Annotated in this window: 19 protein-coding genes and 1 tRNA gene; 11 read left to right on the forward strand and 9 right to left on the reverse strand. The window is 58.5% G+C overall.

Annotated features, from left to right (window positions below; genetic code table 11):
• Positions 1-39 precede the first annotated feature (39 nt).
• The 4 genes from DQ393_RS22525 to DQ393_RS22540 all read left to right on the forward strand — a co-directional run bounded on the left by DQ393_RS22525 (position 40) and on the right by DQ393_RS22540 (position 3075).
• Positions 40-1155, forward strand: coding sequence for an endonuclease/exonuclease/phosphatase family protein (locus DQ393_RS22525; RefSeq protein ID WP_112343939.1), 1116 nt, complete (start codon positions 40-42; stop codon positions 1153-1155).
• Positions 1152-1889, forward strand: a complete 738-nt coding sequence (locus tag DQ393_RS22530) for an NUDIX hydrolase (protein WP_112343940.1) — start codon at positions 1152-1154, stop codon at positions 1887-1889. The genes DQ393_RS22525 and DQ393_RS22530 overlap by 4 nt, the downstream gene beginning before the upstream one ends.
• A gap of 68 nt (positions 1890-1957) precedes the next feature.
• Positions 1958-2875: a PhzF family phenazine biosynthesis protein gene (locus DQ393_RS22535; RefSeq protein ID WP_169645003.1), complete on the forward strand. Its 918-nt coding sequence runs from the start codon at positions 1958-1960 to the stop codon at positions 2873-2875.
• Between the two features lie 124 nt (positions 2876-2999).
• Positions 3000-3075: transfer RNA gene (locus DQ393_RS22540), tRNA-Lys, on the forward strand.
• A gap of 232 nt (positions 3076-3307) precedes the next feature.
• On the opposite strand, the gene DQ393_RS22545 is transcribed toward DQ393_RS22540, so the two are convergent.
• Complete coding sequence (locus tag DQ393_RS22545) at positions 3308-3604, reverse strand: hypothetical protein (protein WP_112343942.1); 297 nt, start codon at positions 3602-3604, stop codon at positions 3308-3310.
• A 142-nt stretch (positions 3605-3746) separates the two neighbouring features.
• On the reverse strand, positions 3747-3869 hold the full coding sequence (locus tag DQ393_RS34135) for a hypothetical protein (protein ID WP_281024038.1): 123 nt from the start codon (positions 3867-3869) through the stop codon (positions 3747-3749).
• Between the two features lie 759 nt (positions 3870-4628).
• Between DQ393_RS34135 and DQ393_RS22550 the strand changes: the two genes are divergently transcribed.
• The gene (locus DQ393_RS22550) at positions 4629-6089 is read left to right on the forward strand and encodes an FAD/NAD(P)-binding protein (protein ID WP_112343943.1); all 1461 of its coding nucleotides are present in this window, start codon (positions 4629-4631) and stop codon (positions 6087-6089) included.
• A gap of 207 nt (positions 6090-6296) precedes the next feature.
• Positions 6297-6764, forward strand: coding sequence for an RrF2 family transcriptional regulator (locus DQ393_RS22555; protein ID WP_112343944.1), 468 nt, complete (start codon positions 6297-6299; stop codon positions 6762-6764).
• A gap of 15 nt (positions 6765-6779) precedes the next feature.
• On the opposite strand, the gene DQ393_RS22560 is transcribed toward DQ393_RS22555, so the two are convergent.
• Together DQ393_RS22560 and DQ393_RS34140 are read right to left on the reverse strand one after the other, a co-directional pair.
• Positions 6780-7997: an SfnB family sulfur acquisition oxidoreductase gene (locus DQ393_RS22560; protein ID WP_112343945.1), complete on the reverse strand. Its 1218-nt coding sequence runs from the start codon at positions 7995-7997 to the stop codon at positions 6780-6782.
• Entirely contained in the window at positions 7998-8120 is a 123-nt protein-coding gene (locus DQ393_RS34140) for a hypothetical protein (RefSeq protein ID WP_281024039.1), read from the reverse strand.
• Positions 8121-8704: 584 nt separating this feature from the next.
• Between DQ393_RS34140 and DQ393_RS22565 the strand changes: the two genes are divergently transcribed.
• The 4 genes from DQ393_RS22565 (at position 8705) to DQ393_RS22580 (ending at position 15701) form a co-directional block, all read left to right on the forward strand.
• On the forward strand, positions 8705-10120 hold the full coding sequence (locus DQ393_RS22565) for an FAD/NAD(P)-binding protein (protein WP_112343946.1): 1416 nt from the start codon (positions 8705-8707) through the stop codon (positions 10118-10120).
• 373 nt (positions 10121-10493) lie between these two features.
• Positions 10494-13082 (forward strand): mechanosensitive ion channel family protein, encoded by a 2589-nt coding sequence (locus tag DQ393_RS22570; protein ID WP_112343947.1) that lies wholly within the window; start codon positions 10494-10496, stop codon positions 13080-13082.
• A gap of 269 nt (positions 13083-13351) precedes the next feature.
• Complete coding sequence (locus DQ393_RS22575) at positions 13352-14182, forward strand: response regulator (RefSeq protein WP_112343948.1); 831 nt, start codon at positions 13352-13354, stop codon at positions 14180-14182.
• A gap of 187 nt (positions 14183-14369) precedes the next feature.
• Positions 14370-15701 (forward strand): diguanylate cyclase, encoded by a 1332-nt coding sequence (locus DQ393_RS22580; RefSeq protein WP_112343949.1) that lies wholly within the window; start codon positions 14370-14372, stop codon positions 15699-15701.
• Between the two features lie 33 nt (positions 15702-15734).
• On the opposite strand, the gene DQ393_RS22585 is transcribed toward DQ393_RS22580, so the two are convergent.
• The 3 genes from DQ393_RS22585 to DQ393_RS22600 all read right to left on the reverse strand — a co-directional run bounded on the left by DQ393_RS22585 (position 15735) and on the right by DQ393_RS22600 (position 17573).
• Positions 15735-16754 carry a GlxA family transcriptional regulator gene (locus DQ393_RS22585; protein ID WP_348627044.1) on the reverse strand — a complete coding sequence of 340 codons (1020 nt, stop codon included), beginning with the start codon at positions 16752-16754 and terminating at the stop codon, positions 15735-15737.
• A gap of 303 nt (positions 16755-17057) precedes the next feature.
• Positions 17058-17261, reverse strand: coding sequence for a DUF1127 domain-containing protein (locus DQ393_RS33885; RefSeq protein WP_112343951.1), 204 nt, complete (start codon positions 17259-17261; stop codon positions 17058-17060).
• 66 nt (positions 17262-17327) lie between these two features.
• Positions 17328-17573, reverse strand: coding sequence for a hypothetical protein (locus DQ393_RS22600; RefSeq protein WP_112343952.1), 246 nt, complete (start codon positions 17571-17573; stop codon positions 17328-17330).
• A 122-nt stretch (positions 17574-17695) separates the two neighbouring features.
• Here DQ393_RS22600 and DQ393_RS22605 point away from each other — a divergent pair, with 122 nt between their 5' ends.
• Complete coding sequence (locus DQ393_RS22605; RefSeq protein WP_112343953.1) at positions 17696-18595, forward strand: LysR family transcriptional regulator; 900 nt, start codon at positions 17696-17698, stop codon at positions 18593-18595.
• A gap of 18 nt (positions 18596-18613) precedes the next feature.
• Here the strand turns inward: DQ393_RS22605 and DQ393_RS22610 are convergent, their stop codons facing one another.
• Positions 18614-20614 carry an ASKHA domain-containing protein gene (locus DQ393_RS22610; protein WP_112344063.1) on the reverse strand — a complete coding sequence of 667 codons (2001 nt, stop codon included), beginning with the start codon at positions 20612-20614 and terminating at the stop codon, positions 18614-18616.
• A gap of 54 nt (positions 20615-20668) precedes the next feature.
• On the reverse strand, positions 20669-20998 hold the full coding sequence (locus DQ393_RS22615) for a hypothetical protein (RefSeq protein ID WP_112343954.1): 330 nt from the start codon (positions 20996-20998) through the stop codon (positions 20669-20671).

The raw sequence follows: 20998 nt of genomic DNA on the forward strand, positions 1-20998 counted from the left end.
GAACCGGCTCGCCTGCTTCTTCATAAATTGGAATGCTTCATGTCCCTGCGCCTTGCGACATTCAATGTCGAAAACCTTCTGACCCGTTTTGATTACACCGGTTTTCGCAACCAGTTGCGCCAGGATCGCGTGCTGCAGCTCTTCGATGTCCGCAATGAAGAGATCTATCAGCAGCTGGAAGCGGCGCGTGTGATCGCTGCGACCGACGACACCAGGCAGATGACGGCGCTGGCGATCGCAGACGCCGATGCCGACATCATCTGCCTGCAGGAGGTCGACAACATGGCCGCGCTGCAGGCCTTCGAATACGGGTACCTCTACCGCATGGTCGGCAACGGCTATCGCCAGAAATTCCTGATCGAAGGCAATGACAGCCGCGGCATCGATGTCGCCGTCATGATGCGTGAGGAAACGCGCGACGGCCAGCCGATCGTGCTCAACGACATCAAGAGTCACGCCATGGTGACATATGGCGATTTCGGTCTTTTCAACGACGAACTGGCGGAACTCGAGATTCATCCGGAAGACAAGATCTTCAAGCGTGACTGCCTGGAGCTGCATCTCCATATCGGCGGGGTGCCGTTTTCGCTCTATGTCGTGCATCTCAAATCGATGGGGCCGGCGCGTGAAGGCGTGGATGGGCGTCATGCGACCATGCCGATCCGCCGCGCCGAGACCTTGGCGGTTCGCCGCATCATCGAGAACCGGTTCGGCGCCGGTCATACGGCAACGAAGAATTTCGCCATCTGCGGCGACATGAACGACTATCAGGAATGGATCGATGTCATCGGCACGCGCCGCACGGGCTATCGTTTCGAGGCGCGGAACGAAGAGAAGGGCAGCGCGCTCGATGTCTTCAGCCATGACGGCTTTGCCGAAAATATCATGCAGCGGCGCGACGAACTCGATCGCTGGACGCTCTATCACGCGCGCGGGCCGCAGGAGCAGCGGCTGTGCCAGCTCGACTACATCTGGCTGTCGCCCGCTCTGGCGCGCGCCAATGCAACTCGGGTCCCGGATGTCGTTCGTTCAGGCCAGCCTTTCCGCACCATATTTCCACCGGGGCAGGAGGTGGAACGCTATCCCCGCGTCGGCTGGGACAGGCCGAAAGCATCCGATCATTGCCCCATCGTCATGACATTGGATTTGATATGACCTTCTCAGAACAGAACGACATGGCCGGCTGGCCGCCGGAAAGCACCGTGTTTCCCATCTCCAGCATCGACCTTGCCGTGTTTCCCGGCGAACATCCGTTTCACCTGCGCGAGCAGGAGGCGGCGCGGGAAAATTGGGCAAGGGAAATTGCCGCCAACCCATCACTTTATGACGGTCGCATGATCTTTCAGCACAGGCTGTCGCTTGAAGGCGGTGCAGTGAAGGGGGAGGCCTATGTAACGTCCTTCTCGACATTTCTCTTGTGGCGAAAGCAGCGGCAGCCGGGAGCTTTTCACCTTTTTGCCTTTCCCGTTATCGTATCGTCGGACGGAGCGATCATCGCGATACGCATGGCCGCCCATACCGCAAATCCCGGTCAGGTCTATTGCGCCTCCGGATCGATGGATGAGAACGATATCGTCGACGGGCACGCCGATGTCGAAGGCAATATGCGGCGTGAGCTGTTGGAGGAGACCGGCCTCGATCTACGTGATGCCGCTGCGGTATCCGGATATTACGCAATGCATATAAGGCGTTCGATCACGCTTCTCCGCGTTTTCCGTTTTCCGTGGACAGCCGAGGAGATACTTCGGCGGATCGAGGCGCATATGCTCGTTTCCGAAGAGGACGAGGTCGATGGCGTGGTTGCTATTCGATCGGCCGACCCAACGGCGCATCCCTATAATATTGCAATGCGTCCTATTCTCGCCTGGTTCTTCGGCAGCGACAAATAGCTTGGGCTTGCGCTAGGGTCGCTTGCCGGTATGAATAAGCGAATCTGGAAATACGGATGGAGGCCGGATTGACGCGCAGCTATAGTGTCTATGATGTGTTCACCGACAGCAAGCTGGCGGGCAATCCGCTCGGAATCATCTTCGAAGCCGAGGGCCTGAGCGACGAGGCGATGCAGTCGATCGCCAGGGAGCTGAACCTCTCCGAGACGGTATTCGTGCTGCCGCCGCAAAATCCGGCCCATACGGCAAGCTTGCGCATATTCACGCCTGCCCGCGAGCTGCCTTTTGCCGGGCACCCGACCGTCGGCACGGCGATCGCTCTGGCGGAGAAAGCCCATGCCAGCCATGGCGGAGATCTCGATCTTGTTTCCGTTCTCGATGAACGCCTTGGGCCGGTGCGCTGCGCCATCAAGCTGCGGCAGAACAAGGCGAGCTTTGCCGAGTTCGACCTGCCGAAGAAATCGCAGCAGATCCTGTTGCCGCTCGACAAGGCCGACATCGCCAACGCGCTCAGCCTGAACATCACCGAGATTGGTTTCGAGAACCATGTTCCTTCCATCTGGAGCGCCGGAGTGCCGTTTCTTCTGGTGCCGGTGCACGATGTCGGTGCGGCCGAGCGGATGGAATTCGATTCGCAGCTCTGGGAGAAGACGGTCCCCTTCGTCGATGGCGCGCTGGCCTCGGCCTTCATCTATTGCCGTGGCGGGGTCAACCATGCGGCGAAGTTTCACGCGCGCGTCTTTCCGGTCGGCATGGGGATCGTGGAGGACCCGGCAACGGGTTCGGCGGTCGCGGCGATGTCCGGCGCCATCAATCAGTTCGATGCGCTGCCGGATGGGCATCATCCCTTCATCGTCGAGCAGGGCATCGAGATGGGGCGGCCGTCTCTGATTCACCTCCATGTCGATGTCGACGGCGGCCTGATCACCAATGCCCGCATCGGCGGCCAGGCTGTGCGCATTGCATCCGGAATCCTTGAGCTTTGATTTTACGGGGTTTTTCGCGGCTTCTGAAATTTTTTTGACAAATAATCAAAGAAAATTCGTCTGGCCGCTGGACAATCAAACCGATCCTATTTATATGCCCGGTCACGCCGCCAGCAAGCGGTACGGGTGATTAGCTCAGTTGGTAGAGCAGCTGACTCTTAATCAGCGGGTCGTAGGTTCGAGCCCTACATCACCCACCATCTTTTCAGGCACTTAGCCAAGATTTACGCTGATTGACGACGATGATTTGGAAGTCGTTTCCAATTCATTTTCCGGTTTCACATTTCAAACGCGACCGGCTCGATCTTGCTTCAACGCTTGTCCATCAGTTCCGTTGCGCCCTCCGCCCAAACATGGCGCAAAACTTCAAACGATGCGCGGTTGCTGTTGCCATTGTGACCGATCAGTCTTTGTCTGACGGGAATTGTCGGATCAGTTCGAAAGCTTGCCGAGCAGAAGGCCGGTCAAGACGCCCAGAAGCGCCGTTGCGATCAGGATGGAGCTCGTGGCTGTCGGATTTTCCCTTGCAGCCTGCACCACGTTCCGGCCTTCGGACCGAGCTTGGTCCGCAATGCTTGCAGCCTTCGCTTTCGATGAATAAAGGGTCTCGTCCGCACGATCGGTGGCGGTATCGATCTTGGTTTTCAGGACGGTCGAGAGCTTACTGATCTGTCTGCGGAGCTCATCGATCTGCGCGTTGATATCCTTGTCCAGCGAGACGTCGGCCATGGTGTTCTCCTGAATAGCGTAAGCCTTTAGGAACGGCCGTAGCTCGCTTTGGTTCCCCGTCGCGATGGATTGATCCTAACTTCAAGCGCTGCCCCGAGGCGAAATTCCTGGTCCAGCAATCGGAGCAGGTCTTGCCAAGGGTTCAGCGGAGATGCAGCAGGAACATGATTGGCGCTGCTATGGACATGGTGAAGAGGAATAGCGAAAGCCCGTATTTCAGCCTTCTCATCCGGCGTGTCTTGATGCCGCTCCAGTCATAGCCCATGAGTATATCCCCTCCGATCGATGGTTTATCGATGTAAGGAAATATCCTAAGAATTGTTTGCGCGAAGCTTGTGGAATAATTCTCTCACTTTAACGGGCGAAGAGCGTCGAATTATACAATCCAGTGCTGCAATATCTACTGTCGGCTTTGTGAGTACAGTGACACATCCTTATTCCCGGTTTGAAAGAACTTTGCATGCAGGCAGCCGCATCGGAAATACCGGCCGAGGCAGCTCGTCATTTGTGTCGATTATTTGCGCCCCGCAGCGGGCTCTGGGCATGGCAGCTGAAATGCATCTGACTCTGCCGGGCGCTGCCCGGCCGCGACGGCTATCGCTTTCTACAGCCCAAATTCAATGCTTTTTATGCCCGCCTTCCATGACGCTGAACACAAAGATGACTGCCAGAATCAGCACCAGCGTATAGTCGAAGGCAGTGAGCAGACGAAGCAGTTCCATGATGTTTCTCCTCCCACAGAGAACACGAGCCAGAACAACCGCTAGTATGTTCTTTCAACCGGCGCATGCCAAGCTTTTTACATCCTGCGACGCAAAAACAATGTTGTGCGCGGCACAAATAACCATTTGTTTGCAAAGGAATATCAGCATTGCATTGACTGCCTTTGGTTGTCTGAAGAGCTGGCACCCGCCGCAATCGTATTGTCAACAAATTTTGTAGAGTATACCATTATCTTCAATGAGATTGCGATTGATCGACACGCAAAAGACTCGCGGCAGATCGATCTTGAGGGAGTTGGCTATTGACCATTGGCTCTGATCGCCAGGCGCGTGAACTGCCTGTTATCGTCATCGTCGGCGGCGGCGTTTCCGGAACGGGGGTTGCCTTCCATCTGCTGCAGCAGCGGTCGTTGCAACCTGGCCAACTCTTCATCTTCGAGCCACGGGAACGTCTCGGGGCAGGGCTTGCCTACGATACGCAAGATCCCGCTCACCGTATCAATGTGCCGGCGGCAAAGATGAGCCTGCTGCCCGATGACATCGAGCATTTTCAACGCTGGCTGCAGCAGAGGGATGCGCTTGCCGACGATGAGGCGGCGGTGGCCGCCAGTGGCAATCTTTTTCCCAGGCGCTCCGTTTTCGGCAATTATATCAATAGCATGATCCATCCTTTCGTCGAGGATGGGCGCGTTGTCCATGTCAGGCAAAGCGTGGAGCGCATCGAGAGGGCAGATGGCCGCTGGGCGGTTACCGGCGCGGCCGGTCAGCGCGTGGATGCGGATATTCTCGTCATCGCCACCAGCCATCCTTCGCCCCTTCCGCCGCAGGTGCTGCAGGATGCGCTTGCCGGTCATCCGCGCTTCGTTCCGGATCCGACGCGGCCGAATGCGCTTGCGGCTATCCGGGCCGAGGATCGTGTGCTGGTTGTCGGCAACGGCTTGACCTCGGCCGACGTCATTGCCTCACTCGAACTCAGGGGGCACATGGGACCGGTCACCGCCATATCGCGACGCGGTCTGCGCTCACGCGGCCATGCGGCGGTGAAGCAGGAACCATTCGGCGATTTCGCCAGTGAGCCTTCGAAGACGGCGCTTGATCTCCTGCGCCGCCTACGGGCCGCGATCCGCGAAGCGCAGAGCGAAGGACACAGCTGGCATGCCGTCATCGACCAGGTAAGGGCGCAGGGCCGGTATGTGTGGCAGGCGCTCCCGATCGAGGAGCGGCGCCGTCTCGTCAGGCATTTGAGGCCGTTCTGGGATGTGCATCGTTTTCGGGTCGCGCCGCAGGTGGAGACAGTCAGCGATCGGGCGATCGAAAGCGGCAGGCTCGAGGTTCTGGCAGCTTCGGTCGCAGGTGTCGTCGTAGCCAACGGCTTCATTGACTGCAGATTGCAGCTCAGCCGGTCCGAGCGATATATGGACAGACAATTCGATGCGGTCGTCGTCACCACCGGCCCCGGACATCGCGGCATTCTGCAATCGCAAGGCTGGATCGAAGAACTATCGGAAGCCGGCTATCTCGCAATGGATCCGGCCCGGCTGGGATTTGCCTGCGATACGCAATCGCGGGCACTTGCTGCCGATGGAACGGTAGCGCCGTCCCTGTTTATTTCCGGACCGCTTGCGCGTGGAACGTTCGGCGAACTCATGGGACTGCCCGAGGTAGTCGAGCATGCCGTTCTGGTCGCCGAACAGGTCGCCGGTGCGATCAGCGATCACGACCATGGGCAAAAGACGGCATATTTGGATAGTAGCGCCGCCTAAATCCAAGAAAAACCGCAAATTCGTTGCTTAGGCGATACAATTGCCTAAATTTACTCATATAAACTATACAATTTGTGAGTTACTATCTTGCTCGTCAGGAGGCGCGGGGTTACTTCCGCAATCCGTGGTGACAGGATGGACCGGTGAGTCTCCCTTGGGTGGCCAAGCCGGGTTTCAACAATCGACTTTGCAGTAAAGCGGACGGCGATGCTTACGAAAAAAGGAAAATACGGACTGAAGGCGTTGGTGGATCTTGCGCGCCTCGGTCCTGGGGAAACGGCATTCATCAACGATATCGCGTTGCGCAACAATATCCCGAAGAAGTTTCTCGATACCATCCTGCTCGAATTGCGCAATGCCGGCGTCTTGCGCTCCAAAAAGGGGCCGGGTGGCGGCTATTCGTTGTCGCGTCCGGCATCGGAAATCCGCATCGGTCATGTCATTCGCACCCTGGACGGCCCGCTGGCGCCGATCCGCTGCGCCAGCCGTACGGCCTACGAAGCCTGTGACGACTGTTCCGATCCCGAGCGCTGTCAGGTGCGGCGCTCCATGACGGAGGTGCGTGACGCCATTGCGGAGATTCTCGACAACATGTCGCTGGAACAGTTTGTTACCGGCGGCGCGGATATCGAGATACCGGAGCGTGAAGACCACCGCGCCTCGCAGATCGGCTGACCGTCCCTACATTTTTCAGACGAGCGAGTTTCTTGCCGGCTTTATGCCGTTGAGATGGTAATTGCCGACGATATTGTGCGTTTTGCGCGCGGGATCAGACAGTGTGTGAATGCGGGCGTTGCGCCAGTGGCGGTCGAGATTGAGCCCGATGCGCGCCGACGTCGCGCCGGCAAGATCGAACAGCGTATTGGATGCTTCCATAGCGATATCAGCGGTAATCGCCTGGGCCGCCGCAACGGAGAGCGCAGCATCGATGACGTGATCCTCGGTGAGGTTGATCTGGGCGGCATCGATCTTGCTGCCGGCACGCTCCACGATCGCTGTTGCGGCCTCGATCCGAATGGCAATCTCGCCGATTCTCGTCACCAGCAATGGATCGTCCACGGCCCGCTTGGAACTGTTATCCGCCGATAGGTGAGGATTGGCCCGCACGAACTCCATGGTCGTCGCAAGTGCGGATCGGGCGATGCCGAGATTGATGCCGGCATGGGTGAGTTGGCTCACGCAGTCGATCACAGTGGGCTCCGTCAGCTTCTCGTGCTGCGAGAGCAGGGCATCGGCGCTGAGATAAACATTATGCAATATGGTCGTGCCGTTTCCGGATGTTCTTTGACCAAAACCGTCCCAGTCGTCGATGATCTGAATGCCCTCGGTATTTCTCGGCAGGATGGCTGCCATCAGCCCGTTGCGCCGGTCCGGAATGAACAGTGCGACCCAGTCCGAGAACAGGATGCTGGCGGAAGGCAGGCTCCGGCCGTTGAGGCGAAAGCCGAGCCCTTCCGGTGACAGATGCAGGCCATCCTGATCCGCCCCGCCGGTCTCGGGTTGGGAAAAGACGCTGCCGAAGCGATCGCCTGCAATGGCTCGTTCGAAGTGGGATGCCCGTTGTTCCTCACTGCCGGCAATCCTGATCGCCTCCAGCACGTGAAAATGCGTCTGCAATATCTGCGCAATGGAAGGATCGGCCTCCGCCAATATGGCAATGACCTCCGCAAGAACGCAGTTCGAAATATCGATGCCGCCATGCTCCGAAGGCACTGAAATGCCGAGGAGGCCTGATATGGACAACGCCTCGATCTCGTCATAGGGCAGGATGCGGTTGATATCGCGGTCGCTTGCCTGCTGCGCGAAATCAGCCGCGAGTGATCGGGCAATATCGAGCGCTTCCTCTTCGCTTTGAACGCGATGCGCGGGCGGCCTGACGCGTTCGCGCAACTGCGAAACAGTCCCCATTCACCACTCCTCGGCCTGCGCCGGATCAGTCTTCCAGGCGCGATAAATCACCAGGATTCGCTTTTCCATCGAGGCGGCATACAACGGATCTTCCTCGGTTGTGCGCGCCACATCCTGGGACATGATAGGCGCCAAATGTAGAAATTGTAAGCGAGCGGTCGATATGCAGTTGCGCGGCAGCGAGCTTCGCAGCTTTCATCTTCCCGTCCGTCATTATCGAAAGCGATGCCACATGGGGCTTCAGGGCTATGAAATGCTATTCCTTTTCCGCCGATTGACCTGGTGGTCATCCACAAGGAGACAGCCAATCCCGCGGCGTTTTCGCGTCGCAACATCGCCAGGCTGATCCTGTCAGGACAAGAAAGCACTTGCTAGCGGCGCATTTTCGCGCTTTCATATACGACTAAATAAGTAGACAATGGCAATAATCCCGCCGCCTTGACGGCTTCCGAGAAGCAATAGGCGGCCGATTGCAGGCATCTGATCTCAGATCAGAGTTGGACCTGCCTGTCGCATCTCTCAGCGGACGAGATATCCAATTGAGAGGATGCGCCGAGTTTTGATAACTGAAACGGCTTCCGTGCGTTTTGTCAGCCACTGTTTTTCGGCTGCCGAGCACCAGATATCGGAGTTTGAGTTTCTGAGCCCGTAAAGTGAGCAAGCCCCAGGAAAGGCATGATCGACCACCTCTCGCCCCAGGAGTTGATATGACGGTTCAGGGATTTTTTTCCGCCAGGACGAACGCGGCGGCACAGTCTTACGTGATGCCGCGCATTGCCGTTATCGGGCGCGGCTTTTCCGGCATGATGATGGCGATCGCCCTGATGAAGACAGTGCGTTTTCCGTTCCATCTGCAGCTTTTCGATCCCAATTCCCGCGTCAGCGGCGGTCAGGCGCTGGCCTCGGGCCATAGCAGCGAGATTCTCAACAGCCGCGTTCGCGATCTTTCGGTTTCGGCCGGCGATCCCGATGATTTCAATCAATGGCTTTGCAGCAATGCGCCGTTTCGCAGCGCCGTTCCTGCCGCCATACCCAGTTTTCTGCAGATCTTTGTGCCGAAGAGCATTTTTAGCGACTACGTCTATCAGCGTTTTTCCGAGGCCTTCTCATCCCGTCGCGATGTTACGGTACAGGTCAGCAGCGAGACGGTCTTCGGGCTTCGCCGCGTTCGCGGCGGCCGCTTCGTGGTGGAAAGCGATGGTGCCGTCAATGCGCCGTTCGACATGGTGGTAGTGGCGACCGGCTACGGCATCACCGATCAGGAATCGCAGGCCAGCGATCTCGTGAATACCCCGACGACAGTGCGGGCGCGGCGCTTGGTTTCACGCCCGCATACGATCCTGCTCGGCAGCGGCCTGCGCGTCGTCGACCGGCTGCTGCAGATGCGCGACAATGGCTATGCCGGGCAGATCACCATCGTTTCAAGGCGGGGCTTCCTGCCGCAAAGCCACACACGCAACAATGCCGATCCGGTCTTCCCTGCCGATAAGATGCCTGGCAATCTCAGCGAGATCGTTCGCTTTATCCGTCAGGCCTGCGAGGAGGCGGAGGCAAGCGGCCAAAGCTGGCAGGCTGTCATGAATGGCTTGCGCAAGCATGCGCGATCGCTCTGGCGGTCCTTGCCCGCCGGTCAGAAGCAACAGTTCAACCGTCATCTGCGGGCACTCTACGACAGTCATCGTAACCGACTGCCCGAAGCGCTGCACGTCCGCCTGAAGCAGGAGCTGGCCGAGGGGAATACCTTGCTGCAGCGAGGTCATTTCATCCGGCGGACGCCGACCGGGATGGTTTTGAGACCCGCGGGCCGATCGGAACCCGAGCAGCTCTACGCCGATGACGTCATCGACTGTCGATGCCAGGCGCCCGATCTGAATGCGCCGTTGCTGCGCAGCCTGATCGACGCCGGCCTTGCGGTACCCGACGAACTCGGCCTCGGTCTGGCCGTCGAGGCGAGTGGTGCGCTCGAGGTCAATGGCCGCACGACGGAAGGGCTTTTCGCCATCGGTCCCTTGGGGCTTGGAAGCCTCCCCGATATCGATCTGGTGCCGGAGATCGTGACCCAGGCCTATGCCGCAGCCGAAAACATGGCGGAACGTTTTCATCCGCAGTGCAAGGCCGGCTAACGTTTCTCTGCCTGGCTTAAGCAAGTCGGCTCGCCGATCCCGGCCTGTCGAAGGGGTGGCTTTTATCCTGATATCCTGGAGCAGACGGCCATGGACGCCCCATTGCCAAGGCATTTACCTGGCCTATTTGCGGACAGGCATGAGCAGTCCGACACGTTGTCTTCGTGATGAGGCGGGCAATATCCGGCTTCTGGCGCTATTCTGGATGGGATAAAGGCGTGGAATGCCTTTGTGTCGCCTTTCTTTGTCTTACAAGGCGTACGCGTAAAGACTATGAAATTCGCAATCACACTTCAGGAAGACTCGGTTCTCGATTTTCTTCGGCGATTCGGTCATCCGCTGCCTGCGAGTTACGTGCGACGAGGAGCTTTGCTTGCGCCCGCTGAAATGCCGTCTTTTTCTGCTGCCCCTTTTGCTATTGGGATTGGGAGCCGTTACTGCCACCCTTCCACAGGCTGGCGGCTATGCTTTTGCGCAGGATCAACAGCCGGCCCAGCAGCCGCAACAAACGGACCAGCAACAGCCCACACAGCTTGCAAACGGGTTGCTGGATGCGGCCGTTGCCGATCTCAACAAGGTAAAGAAGACATACGACACCCTCCAGGAGAGCGCAAAGCAATCGGGTAGCGATGACGAGACGCTGGTGGCGCTGTCAGGCCGTGTCGACGATCTCAATCGCTCCGTCACTGCAATTTCAGCGCGCCTGAAACCCCGCACCGCCGAGATCGATACGCGCCTGGCCCAGCTGGGCGCCGCTCCCAAAGAGGGCCAGCCGCCGGAAGCACCGATCGTCGCGCAGGAGCGCGACCGGCTCAATGCCGAGCGCGCGCAGATCAGTGCCGTGATCCTCGATGCCGATAATCTGACTGCAGAGACCAATCGACTTTCCATGCAGCTCATGGAGATGCGTCGAAGGCTGTTCGCAGAGACATTGTTCAAGCGAACGGAGATTTCCGGTGCCACATTCGACGACGCGGGTGCGGCTCTCGTCGATGAGGGCGTCAAGTTCAGCGGCGCCGTGGCGAGCTGGATCGGCTTCGTACTGAAAGCCAAGCTTGTTTCGTTCCTCACCGCCGTTTGTCTCTCGATCGGCGCGGCACTGCTATTCCTTGTCGGTGGCTACAGGCTGTTCCGCCGCTATTATGTGCAGGACGAGGCCATCGAGAATCCGCCCTATATCAGCCGGCTCTCCGTCGCCTTCTGGTCGACGCTGATCCGCACGCTGTCGCTGGCGGCATTTCTCGTCACGTCGTTCTTTTTCCTTTCGAATTTCAATGTGCTGCGGCCGGATATCGCGCCGATTCTGGCGGCGGTCTTCGGTTTCATCGGGCTTGTCTATTTCGTCGGCCGCCTGAGCAACGCCGTCTTTGCGCCGTTCCGGCCACACTGGCGCCTCGTCAAGCTGTCGAACAAGGGCGCGCATTCGCTGGCCTGGTGCCTGCAGGCAATGGCCGTGGTCAATGGTTTGGACTACGTCTTCGACCGCATCAGCGAATCCATGGGTTCGCCCGTCGTCGTCACAGTGGCAAAGAGCTTCCTGGCGGCGCTGTTGATCGGCCTCATTCTGATTGCCGCCTCGTTCGGCTCGCCGATGCTGGCCAAGAATGGCGATCCGGATGCGCCTGGGCGGCATTGGCCGCACGGCATGGCCATCATTCTCCGTGTTCTCGGCATATTGGTGATCTTCATCTCGTTCATCGGCTATGTCGGTCTCGCCCGCTTCATGGCAACGCAGATGATCGTGACGAGCGCCGTCATCGCGACCATGTATCTCGGCTTCCAGCTCGGCAAGGCCGTGTCGAAGCAGGGCGTCTTTGCCGAAACGATCATCGGCCGCTTTCTGGAAAACCGGCTGAAGCTTCGCGAAGTGGCGCTCGATCAGGCCGGCCTTGCTGCCGGGCTCGCGACCTATGCCGTCGCGCTGCTGACGGGCATTCCGCTGATTCTGCTGTCCTGGGGCTTCCATATCCAGGATCTGGAAGTCTTCGCCTATCGGCTGTTTACCGAGATCAAGATCGGCAACATGTCGATCTCGCTGCTCGGCATCTTCGTCGGTATTCTGCTGTTTGCCGGAGGCTATCTGGTCACGCGCTGGTTCCAGCGCTGGCTCGACAGCAATGTCATGGCGCGCGGGCAGGTGGATCTCGGCGTCCGCAACTCCGTGAGGACCGGTATCGGCTATCTCGGCATAGCCTTGGCGGCCATCTTTGCCATTTCCGCTGCCGGCATCGATTTGTCCAGCCTCGCGCTCGTCGCGAGTGCCCTTTCGGTCGGTATCGGTTTCGGCCTGCAGAATATCGTGTCGAACTTCGTGTCCGGCCTGATCCTTCTGGTCGAACGGCCTTTCAAGGTCGGTGACTGGATCGTGTCGGGTACTTCGGAAGGCATCGTCAAGCGCATCTCGGTGCGCGCGACGGAGATCGAGACCTTTCGAAAACAGTCGATCATCGTGCCGAATTCCGAACTCATCAACGCTTCCGTCGGCAACTGGACGCATCGCAACCGCCTCGGCCGTTCGGAAATTCCGGTATCCGTCAGCTACGATGCCGATCCGCGCAAGGTCATGGATATTCTGCTGGAACTGGTGCGCGCGATCCCGAAGGTTCTCAGAAATCCCGAACCGCACGTGGAGTTCCTGCGCTTCGGTCCGTCATCGCTCGATTTCGAGATGCGCTTCTACCTCTCGGATCTTTCCGACGGCATGGAGATCCGCAACAATCTGCGCATCGAAATCCTGAAGCGGTTCAAGGAAGAGGGGATTGCCATTCCCTATCCGCATCAGGAGCTGCATATCGTACGCGATGGCAGGAGAGAGCGGCACGGTGATATTGCGGCCAGCGTATTGACGGATTCCGCCAATGGTCCGGAGGCCGATGCGGCGGAAGGTGCTGCTCCGTCCGAGGAGAATGCTTCCGAGGTTAAGGGTGCCGGCCGTCGCCGCGGCAGAACCGCAGCGGAATGAGCCGGGCAGCAGGTTCCGACCTGGTTTATACCGTATGTCGGTGGGCCGGGCCGGGGCTTGTAGCCGAGATCAGCGGCACGCGATGCTTCATGCTTGACGATTATCGACCGGTTCCAAGGGCCCGAACATTCGCGTGCGTCCGCGGCGGATGCCCGCCTTTCTTCATCTATCTTTCTTCATCTATGGGAAACCAGTCGGCTTAATGAATCCGCAAAAGCTTTGTACTAGAAAAGTACAGAGGGGATCATTTTCAATAACAGGTTTTCATTATGCCATTTCTGGGTGTTTCGGGGATGCAATATTCCGGCGCGTCTCTTGCCGGCTCGCGCATTCTTCTCGTCGAGGATTCCAATCTATTTACCGCGATGATCCGAGCCAGGCTCAAGGAGCTTCTGGACATCGATGTCGAGATTTGTCGGAACTTCGAGGAATTGCAGCTTGCCTATGACAAGTCGTCCGAGCCGATCAAGCTGGCGATCTCGAATATGAACCTGCCGGGAGCCGAGAAGGGCGAAGCCCTAGCTTATCTGGTCGATCTCAGCATTCCGACCATCGCTTTCACCGGCACCTTCCTGGAAGGTACGCGCGACGAGCTGATCGCCAGGGATGTCGTCGACTACATTCTCAAGGACAATGTGTTTGCGGTCGACATGCTGGCGGAGTCGATCTGCCGCTTTCTCACCAACCACCGCCATCATGTGCTGATCGTCGATGACAGTGCTACGGCGCGCGCTTTGCTGTCCAGCCGCCTGAAGCGTTATAACTTCCGTGTCAGCGTTGCCGAGAGCGGCGCCAAGGCCCTCGACATCCTGAAAGCCAATCCGGATATCGGCCTTATGGTCACGGACTATAACATGCCCGACATGGACGGCTTCGAGCTGACGCGGCGCATTCGCGCCACCACGGGCTCGCATCAGCTGCGCATCATCGGCGTTTCATCGTCCAGCAACCGACTGCTGTCGGCACGCTTCCTCAAGGCCGGTGGCAACGACTTTATCCTGCGGCCATTCATCGACGAGGAATTCTACTGCCGCGTGAATCAGAATCTCGATACGCTGCTGCAAATCCAGACTGCGCGTAAAGTCGAGGAAACCGCGTAGGCGCTGCAGCAACGGGCGCGTCGGCTGCAAAAAAAATGTGAGGAAAAATCATTTTTGTATAAATCTCCGCAATCTATGGTTCCAATTTTTTCACGAATCCTGTTCAGGATGAAGTGAGGAACGGTTTGGCAGACCCTGCGATTGACAGAGATTCAGGCGCCTATGGCGTGGGAGGAATTGAAGGGAAATGGTACTGCATGTGGGATCTCCGGGCGATGGCAGCGGCCACCGCGACGGTCACCGGAAGATACTTCTGGTGGAGGATTCCCGTATGTTTTCCGCCGTGCTTTCACATCGGTTCGAGACCGAGCTCGGCCTGGCGGTCACGCATTGCCCATCGTTGAAAATATTGAATGAGGCGCTGATGAATGCCGGTGATGGCTTCACCATGGCTGTGATCGACCTCAATTTGCCCGACGCCCCCCATGGCGAAGCTTTGGATGTCGCGGTCGCCCACAATATTCCCACTATCGTTTTCACAGCCTCTTTCGATGTCGCGACACGCAACCGTATCATGGAGCGCAGCGTCGTCGATTACGTGCTCAAGGACGGCGAGTTTGCGCTCGACAATCTGGTCTCATCCGTCCGGCGCGCCATTGCCAATCGATCGACGCGCGTTCTGGTCGTGGATGATCTGCCGTCGGCCCGAAAGATGCTGACGGATTTGCTATATGCCCAACAATTCAAAGTCACCGAGGCCGGTACCGGTATCGAAGCCTTGGCGGCGCTCGAGGAGTTCGGCGATATCGAAGTCGTCGTCACCGACTACAACATGCCCGATATGAATGGGCACGAACTGACACGCCGCATCCGCCACCGTTTTGGTTCGGACCGGATGCGGATCATCGGCATTTCGTCGTCGAATGACCGATTGTTGTCCGCGACCTTCTTGAAGGCCGGTGCGAGCGACTTCATCTATCGCCCCTTCGTTCCAGAGGAACTGCAATGCCGTATAGCGTTGAACGTCGAGACTTTGGCGCAGCTGAAGCAATTGCGCGCCGCGGCGGCAAGCGATTATCTGACGGGTCTTTATAACAGGCGTTACTTCTACGACCACGGTCCACGTCTCGTAAATGAATGCCTGCGCCGGCAGCGTCCGAGTTCGGTCGCCATCCTCGATATCGATCATTTCAAGAATCTCAATGATACCTACGGTCACGAGATCGGCGATCAGGTGTTGAAGGCCGTTGCCGGCAGGCTTGGTGCGCTTTTTGAAGGCAGCGACAACCTGCTCTCCCGTCTCGGCGGCGAGGAGTTCGCCATTCTCTTTACCGAAATGAACTCACGCGCGGCGACCGCGCTTTGCGACGAGGTCCGCCTCAGTCTTGCGGATCTGAAGGTCCATGCCGATGACGAGGAATTGTCGGTGACCGTTTCCATCGGTGTTGCCGAGATCGCCGGATACGAAGCCTTCGACAACTATCTCAACGCCGCCGACCAGTTTCTCTACATGGCGAAACACAACGGTCGCAATCAGGTCTATTCCGACTTCAAGATGGCTCAGGAGGCGGCGCAATAGGCTGCGCCGCCATAGTTTGATTGCTCGGGCCTTTTAGACGACGATCCCCGTGCGGTTCGTCGACATGGTCAGCTTGCGCTCGGCGCGCTCCTGCTGGGGCGAGCGGTTATAGAGTTCGCGATAACACTTGGAGAAGTGCGAGGCGGAGACGAAGCCGCAGGCGACAGCGACCTCCACGACCGGCATGGAGGATTGCACGAGCAGATGCCGGGCGCGATCCAGGCGAATTTCAAGATAGTAACGGGCTGGAGAGCGGCCCATTTCCTGGCGGAACAGGCGCTCGATCTGGCGGCGCGACAGGCCGGCATCGTCGGCGATTTCCAGAAGCGACAGCGGCTCGGCGAGATTGCTTTCCATCAGCTCGATGATCGACAGCACCTTCGAATTCTGCACGCCGAGACGCGCGCGCAGCGGCAGGCGCTGGCGATCGTGCGGGCTGCGCACGCGATCGGTCAGCTGCTGTTCGCAGACGCGATTGACAAGGTTTTCGCCGAAGTCCTGACCGATCAGGTTCAGCATCATATCGAGCGAGGCGGTGCCGCCAGCGCAGGTATAGAGATTGCTGTCGACCTCGTAGAGATCGGCATAGACTTCCGCCTGCGGAAAAGTTTCCGAAAAGCCTGGCAGGTTCTCCCAGTGGATCGCACAGCGCTTGCCGTTCAACAGACCCGCCTGGGCAAGCACATGCGCGCCCGTACAGAGGCTGCCGACGGCGACGCCGCGATTGTACGTCTCGCGCAGCCAGGCGTTGACGGACTTGTTGTGGAACTCTTCGACATAGATGCCGGAACAGACCAGTACCATGTTCGGGCGGTTCTCGCCGCCGAGATAGCGGCGCTCGTCCGTGAGGGAGGAATTGACCTCCAATCCGATGCCGCTGGAGGAATAGACTTTCTGACCATCCGTCGAGGCAAGTCGCCATGTGTAGGCGGGATAGCCCAGCATGCGATTGGCAATCCGCAGCGTCTCGATCGCGGCGGAAAACGGCAGCATGGTGAAATGCGGGACGAGGAAGAAAACCAGGGAACGCGTCTTGATCGGGGTCTTGCTCATGTCGTGAAAATCCATGCTCCAGGGCCGTTACGTATTCCTTGCGTCAAATACGTCGGTCCGATGGTCTATAAGCGACATTGGCATGGATAATCGCGGCCGCAAAGGGATATTTGCGTCTACCATGAAAAATAGGGGGCTACAGGAGGGAAGCGAAGCGGAGCCGAGCGATATGCTCAAGCGGCAAAATATATTTGCGGGTAATTCTCAAGATTAAAGCGCGGTTCGCATCTGGATGCGCAAATGTTCAAAAGGCGACGCTCGTTCGGGTTGAGCGTCGCCTTCAGTCGTTATGCTCTTTGATTCTCATCGGGTGGCTTTCGGCTTCTTGACTTCGTTTGCGGCCGGCCAACCCAAGTCCTTGCGCATATCATCGGACAGAGATTCCAGCTCACGAAGGGAGCGCCACTGCTGCCAGCGATTTGCAAGACGGGAAAAGAAGGGCATGTAACTTCCGCTTGACGGAAATGGGTTCCGCGTGCCGGTGTGTCTATAACTGATGGTCGTCATTTTCAGGGTCCTTTCAGTGTCAACCGCTCAAAATGTCACGGGTTTAATATGGGCTCGGCAGATCCATCAATCAAACGAATAGATCTTATAGCTGCCATTAGTATTCTTGAACGAACGCAGCCTGCCGGGTTTTCGCTCCAGCGCTGATAATGTGCGATCCGGCGGAAGGCCGCGTGCATTGACATCATCGATCAGATGAGCGGGGAACCTGGTGGCAATCTCGTCTAGCGTATGCTGTGCCATGCGCTGTATTTTGCGAAGGCGTAACAGAGAGAACAGCCGTGAGGCTTCGTTTGATACCGTGCCAGCCATGATTTTACTCCTTTGGGCTGTCTGCGACGAATTTCCATTAGGTCTAATATGGTGCTTCGTTGACATTCAGACAAATGAAATGATATGGTGCTTAGGATCAGAAAAATTGAAAGGTAATCGATATGACCGTACCGTTCCGCCGGCCCATACCGTTGCTTGACAATGAAGTTCTGCGTACCTTTGTCGCGATCGCCGAAACGGGTAATTTTTCGACTGCCGCCGATGCTGTCTTTCGCACGCCGTCGGCCGTTTCCATGCAGATCAAGAAACTGGAAGAGCAACTCGGCGTGACGCTGTTCCTGCGCGATGCGCGCTCGGTCAGCCTGACGCAGCACGGCGAGATGCTGCTTTCTTATGCGCGCAATATTCTGGCGCTCTCCAACGAGGCTGTCTCGCGCTTCATCATGCCTGAACTCAGTGGTGTGGTACGGCTTGGCGCTCCCGACGATATCGGCGAGCGCCTGCTGCCGACGATTCTCAGGAGTTTTTCAGAGAGCTATCCGGGCATCATGGTGGATGTCGTCGTCGATATGAGCATCCAGCTCAAGAAGCGGATCGAGGAGCAGCGGCTGGATCTCGCGCTGATCAATTGCGCGACGCGGCCTTTCCCGACCGAGGGTGAGGTGATCTATACGGAGCGTCTCGTCTGGGCCGGCGCCAAGTGCGGCACGGCCTATCGCCGCGATCCACTGCCGATTTCCATCTGGGAGGAAGGCTGCATCTGGCGATCGGAGGCGATGGCACAGCTGGAACGGCAGAAGCGGCCCTATCGCGTCTCCTATCTCAGCGCCCATACGATGGCGCAACGCGCCGCCGTGGTTTCCGATCTCGCCATCGCGCCGTTTCCACGGTCCTACGTCACGGAAGATATGGAGATCCTTGGGCCGAACGAGGGATTGCCGGAGCTGACACCTTTCGATATTCGCCTGCTGACGGCATCGCAGATGACCGGGCCGATGAAGGCGGTGGCAGACAGCATCCGCCAAGCCTTCGTCGAGATCGGGCGCAAAATGGCCGCGTGATACGCGGCCAGCCATTTCCTATTCGCGGCTGCGGCGACGCCTGCGGCCGCCGCCTTCTCCGCCATCGTCGGAGATTTGCTTGCGCTCGGGCAGGGTGACGACCTTCGAAAGTTCCGGGAAGCTGTCTACCTTGTTCGGCAAAGCCATGGCGTAGACGAAATGTTCCTGAAACTTTGATTCAAGCGCCGTCTCTATCTTCTCGATTTTCCTGACGGTTTCTTCGATCTCGCGACGATGGCCGCGATTGAGCAGTGCCATGCGCGCGCCAGTGCCGGCGGCATTGCCGACGGCCTTGACCTTGTCGAGTTCACAGTCGGGAATGAGCCCAAGCACCATCGCATATTTCGGATCGATGAAAGTGCCGAAGGCGCCGGCAAGGCCGATGCGGTCGACGTGATCGATGCCCTGCTTATCCATCAACAGCTTGACGCCGGCATAAAGCGCGGCTTTGGCAAGCTGAATGGCGCGGATATCGTTCTGCGTAACCGTGATGCGCGGTTCGCCATCGCGCAACAGGTAGGAGTAGGTGCGGCCATTCTGCAGGATGCGCGGCGAACGCGCCGCCATAGTGCCATCGACCACGCCATCTTTCGAGATGATGCCGGTGAGGAACATTTCGGCGACGACCTCGATGATCGCCGAGCCGCAGATGCCGGTCACGCCGACCTTGGCGGCCGCTTCCTCGAAGCCTGGCTCGTCCGACCACGGTTCGATGCCGATGACACGGTAGCGAGGCTCCAGTGTGACGGGATCGATGCGCACGCGTTCGATCGCTCCTGGGGCAGCGCGCTGACCGCTGGAAATCTCTGCGCCTTCGAAGGCGGGTCCGGTCGGCGAAGAGGCGGCGACGACACGATGGCGGTTGCCGAGCACGATCTCGGCATTGGTGCCGATGTCGACCAGCAGCATCATCTCATCCTGGCGATGCGGCCCTTCGGCGAGTGTTGCGGCAGCCGCATCGGCGCCGACATGGCCGGCGATGCAGGGCAGCATGTAGATGCGCGTGCCGGCATTCATCGGCAGGCCGATGTCGGCCGATTTCAGATGTACTGCGCCGGATACGGCAAGCGCAAAGGGTGCGCCACCAAGTTCGGTCGGGTCGATGCCGAGGAACAGGTGGTGCATGATCGGGTTGCCGACGAAGACGGCGTTCAGAATATCCTGACGCGACACGCCGCCATCGGCGCAGACCTTGTCAATCAAGCCGTTCAAGGCTTCGCGAACGGCGTTGGTCATCGCCTCGCGGCCGTCCGGGTTCATCATCACATAGGAGACGCGGCTCATCAGATCCTCGCCGAAGCGGATCTGCGGGTTGGAGGCGCCAGCCGACGCGACGGTTCTGCCCGACAGCAGTGACGACAGATGCATGGCGATCGTCGTCGAACCGATATCGCAGGCAATGCCGTAAGCTTCGTTCTTCAGGCCGGGATAGAGCGCGATCAGGCGAGGGCGCTCGCTATCCTGATCACGATGAATGGCGGCGGTCACCTTCCATTCGCCCTTGCGCAGGATCGACTGCACCTGCGGGATAAGGTGGAAATCCACTTCGAGATTATCGTATTTCCAATCCGCCGCGATTGCCGCCTTCAGGCGATCCAGATCGCCAAGCGGCTTGTGCATATCGGGCTCCTCGACCTCGACGTAGCACATGTGCACGGCCGCATCGCGGGCAATGACGCGTTCGTCGGCTGCTTTTCGCACGACCTGCGCGTTGATGACGGTATCCTGCGGCACGTCGATGACCAGATCGCCCTGGATCAGCGCGGAGCAGGAGAGGCGGCGTCCTTCAGGCAGTTCGCGCACCTCGGCATAGCGCTTTTCCTTCGGCCCGATTGGCGAAAGATGGTCATTGGCCGAGACGATCTTGTGCTTGGCGAAATTGCCTTCCTGCACGGAGACCTGGCAGCGACCGCAGGTGGCCCGGCCGCCACAGACGCTTTCGACATAGACGCCGAGCTGACGGGCTGCCTCCAGTACGGGCGTTCCCACGGGGAAGTGGCCGCGCTTGCCGGATGGCATGAAAAGGACGAGAGGTTTGGCGCTGTCGCTGGCGTCGGCCACGGATCAGCCTTTCTATTTGCTAAGACGGCGCACGTTCGAGCGAACGCGCTTGCTATAGGGTTTTATCGCGGCGTGGGCGACCGCATCGGCGATGCTGCGCTGGCTTGTCTCGCCTGCGGCCGTCAGAGCCGCGAAACCCTGTTGCACCATTGCTGCGTTGACGGCAACGGCGCTTTCCGCTGCAGCCATCATCTTCTCCGAGATCATCCGGTTCATTTCGGCGGCGTTCACGCTGCCGGACAGCGCGTCCATCCACATCTGCTGCAGCCGTATGGCGATCACGACGGGCGCCTGCAGCCAAAGCGTGGCAAGATCGTTGGATAGGCCGCGACCGGATGCCAT

The organism is Martinezella tropici (assembly GCF_003287875.1).
Taxonomy (GTDB): domain Bacteria; phylum Pseudomonadota; class Alphaproteobacteria; order Rhizobiales; family Rhizobiaceae; genus Rhizobium; species Rhizobium tropici_C.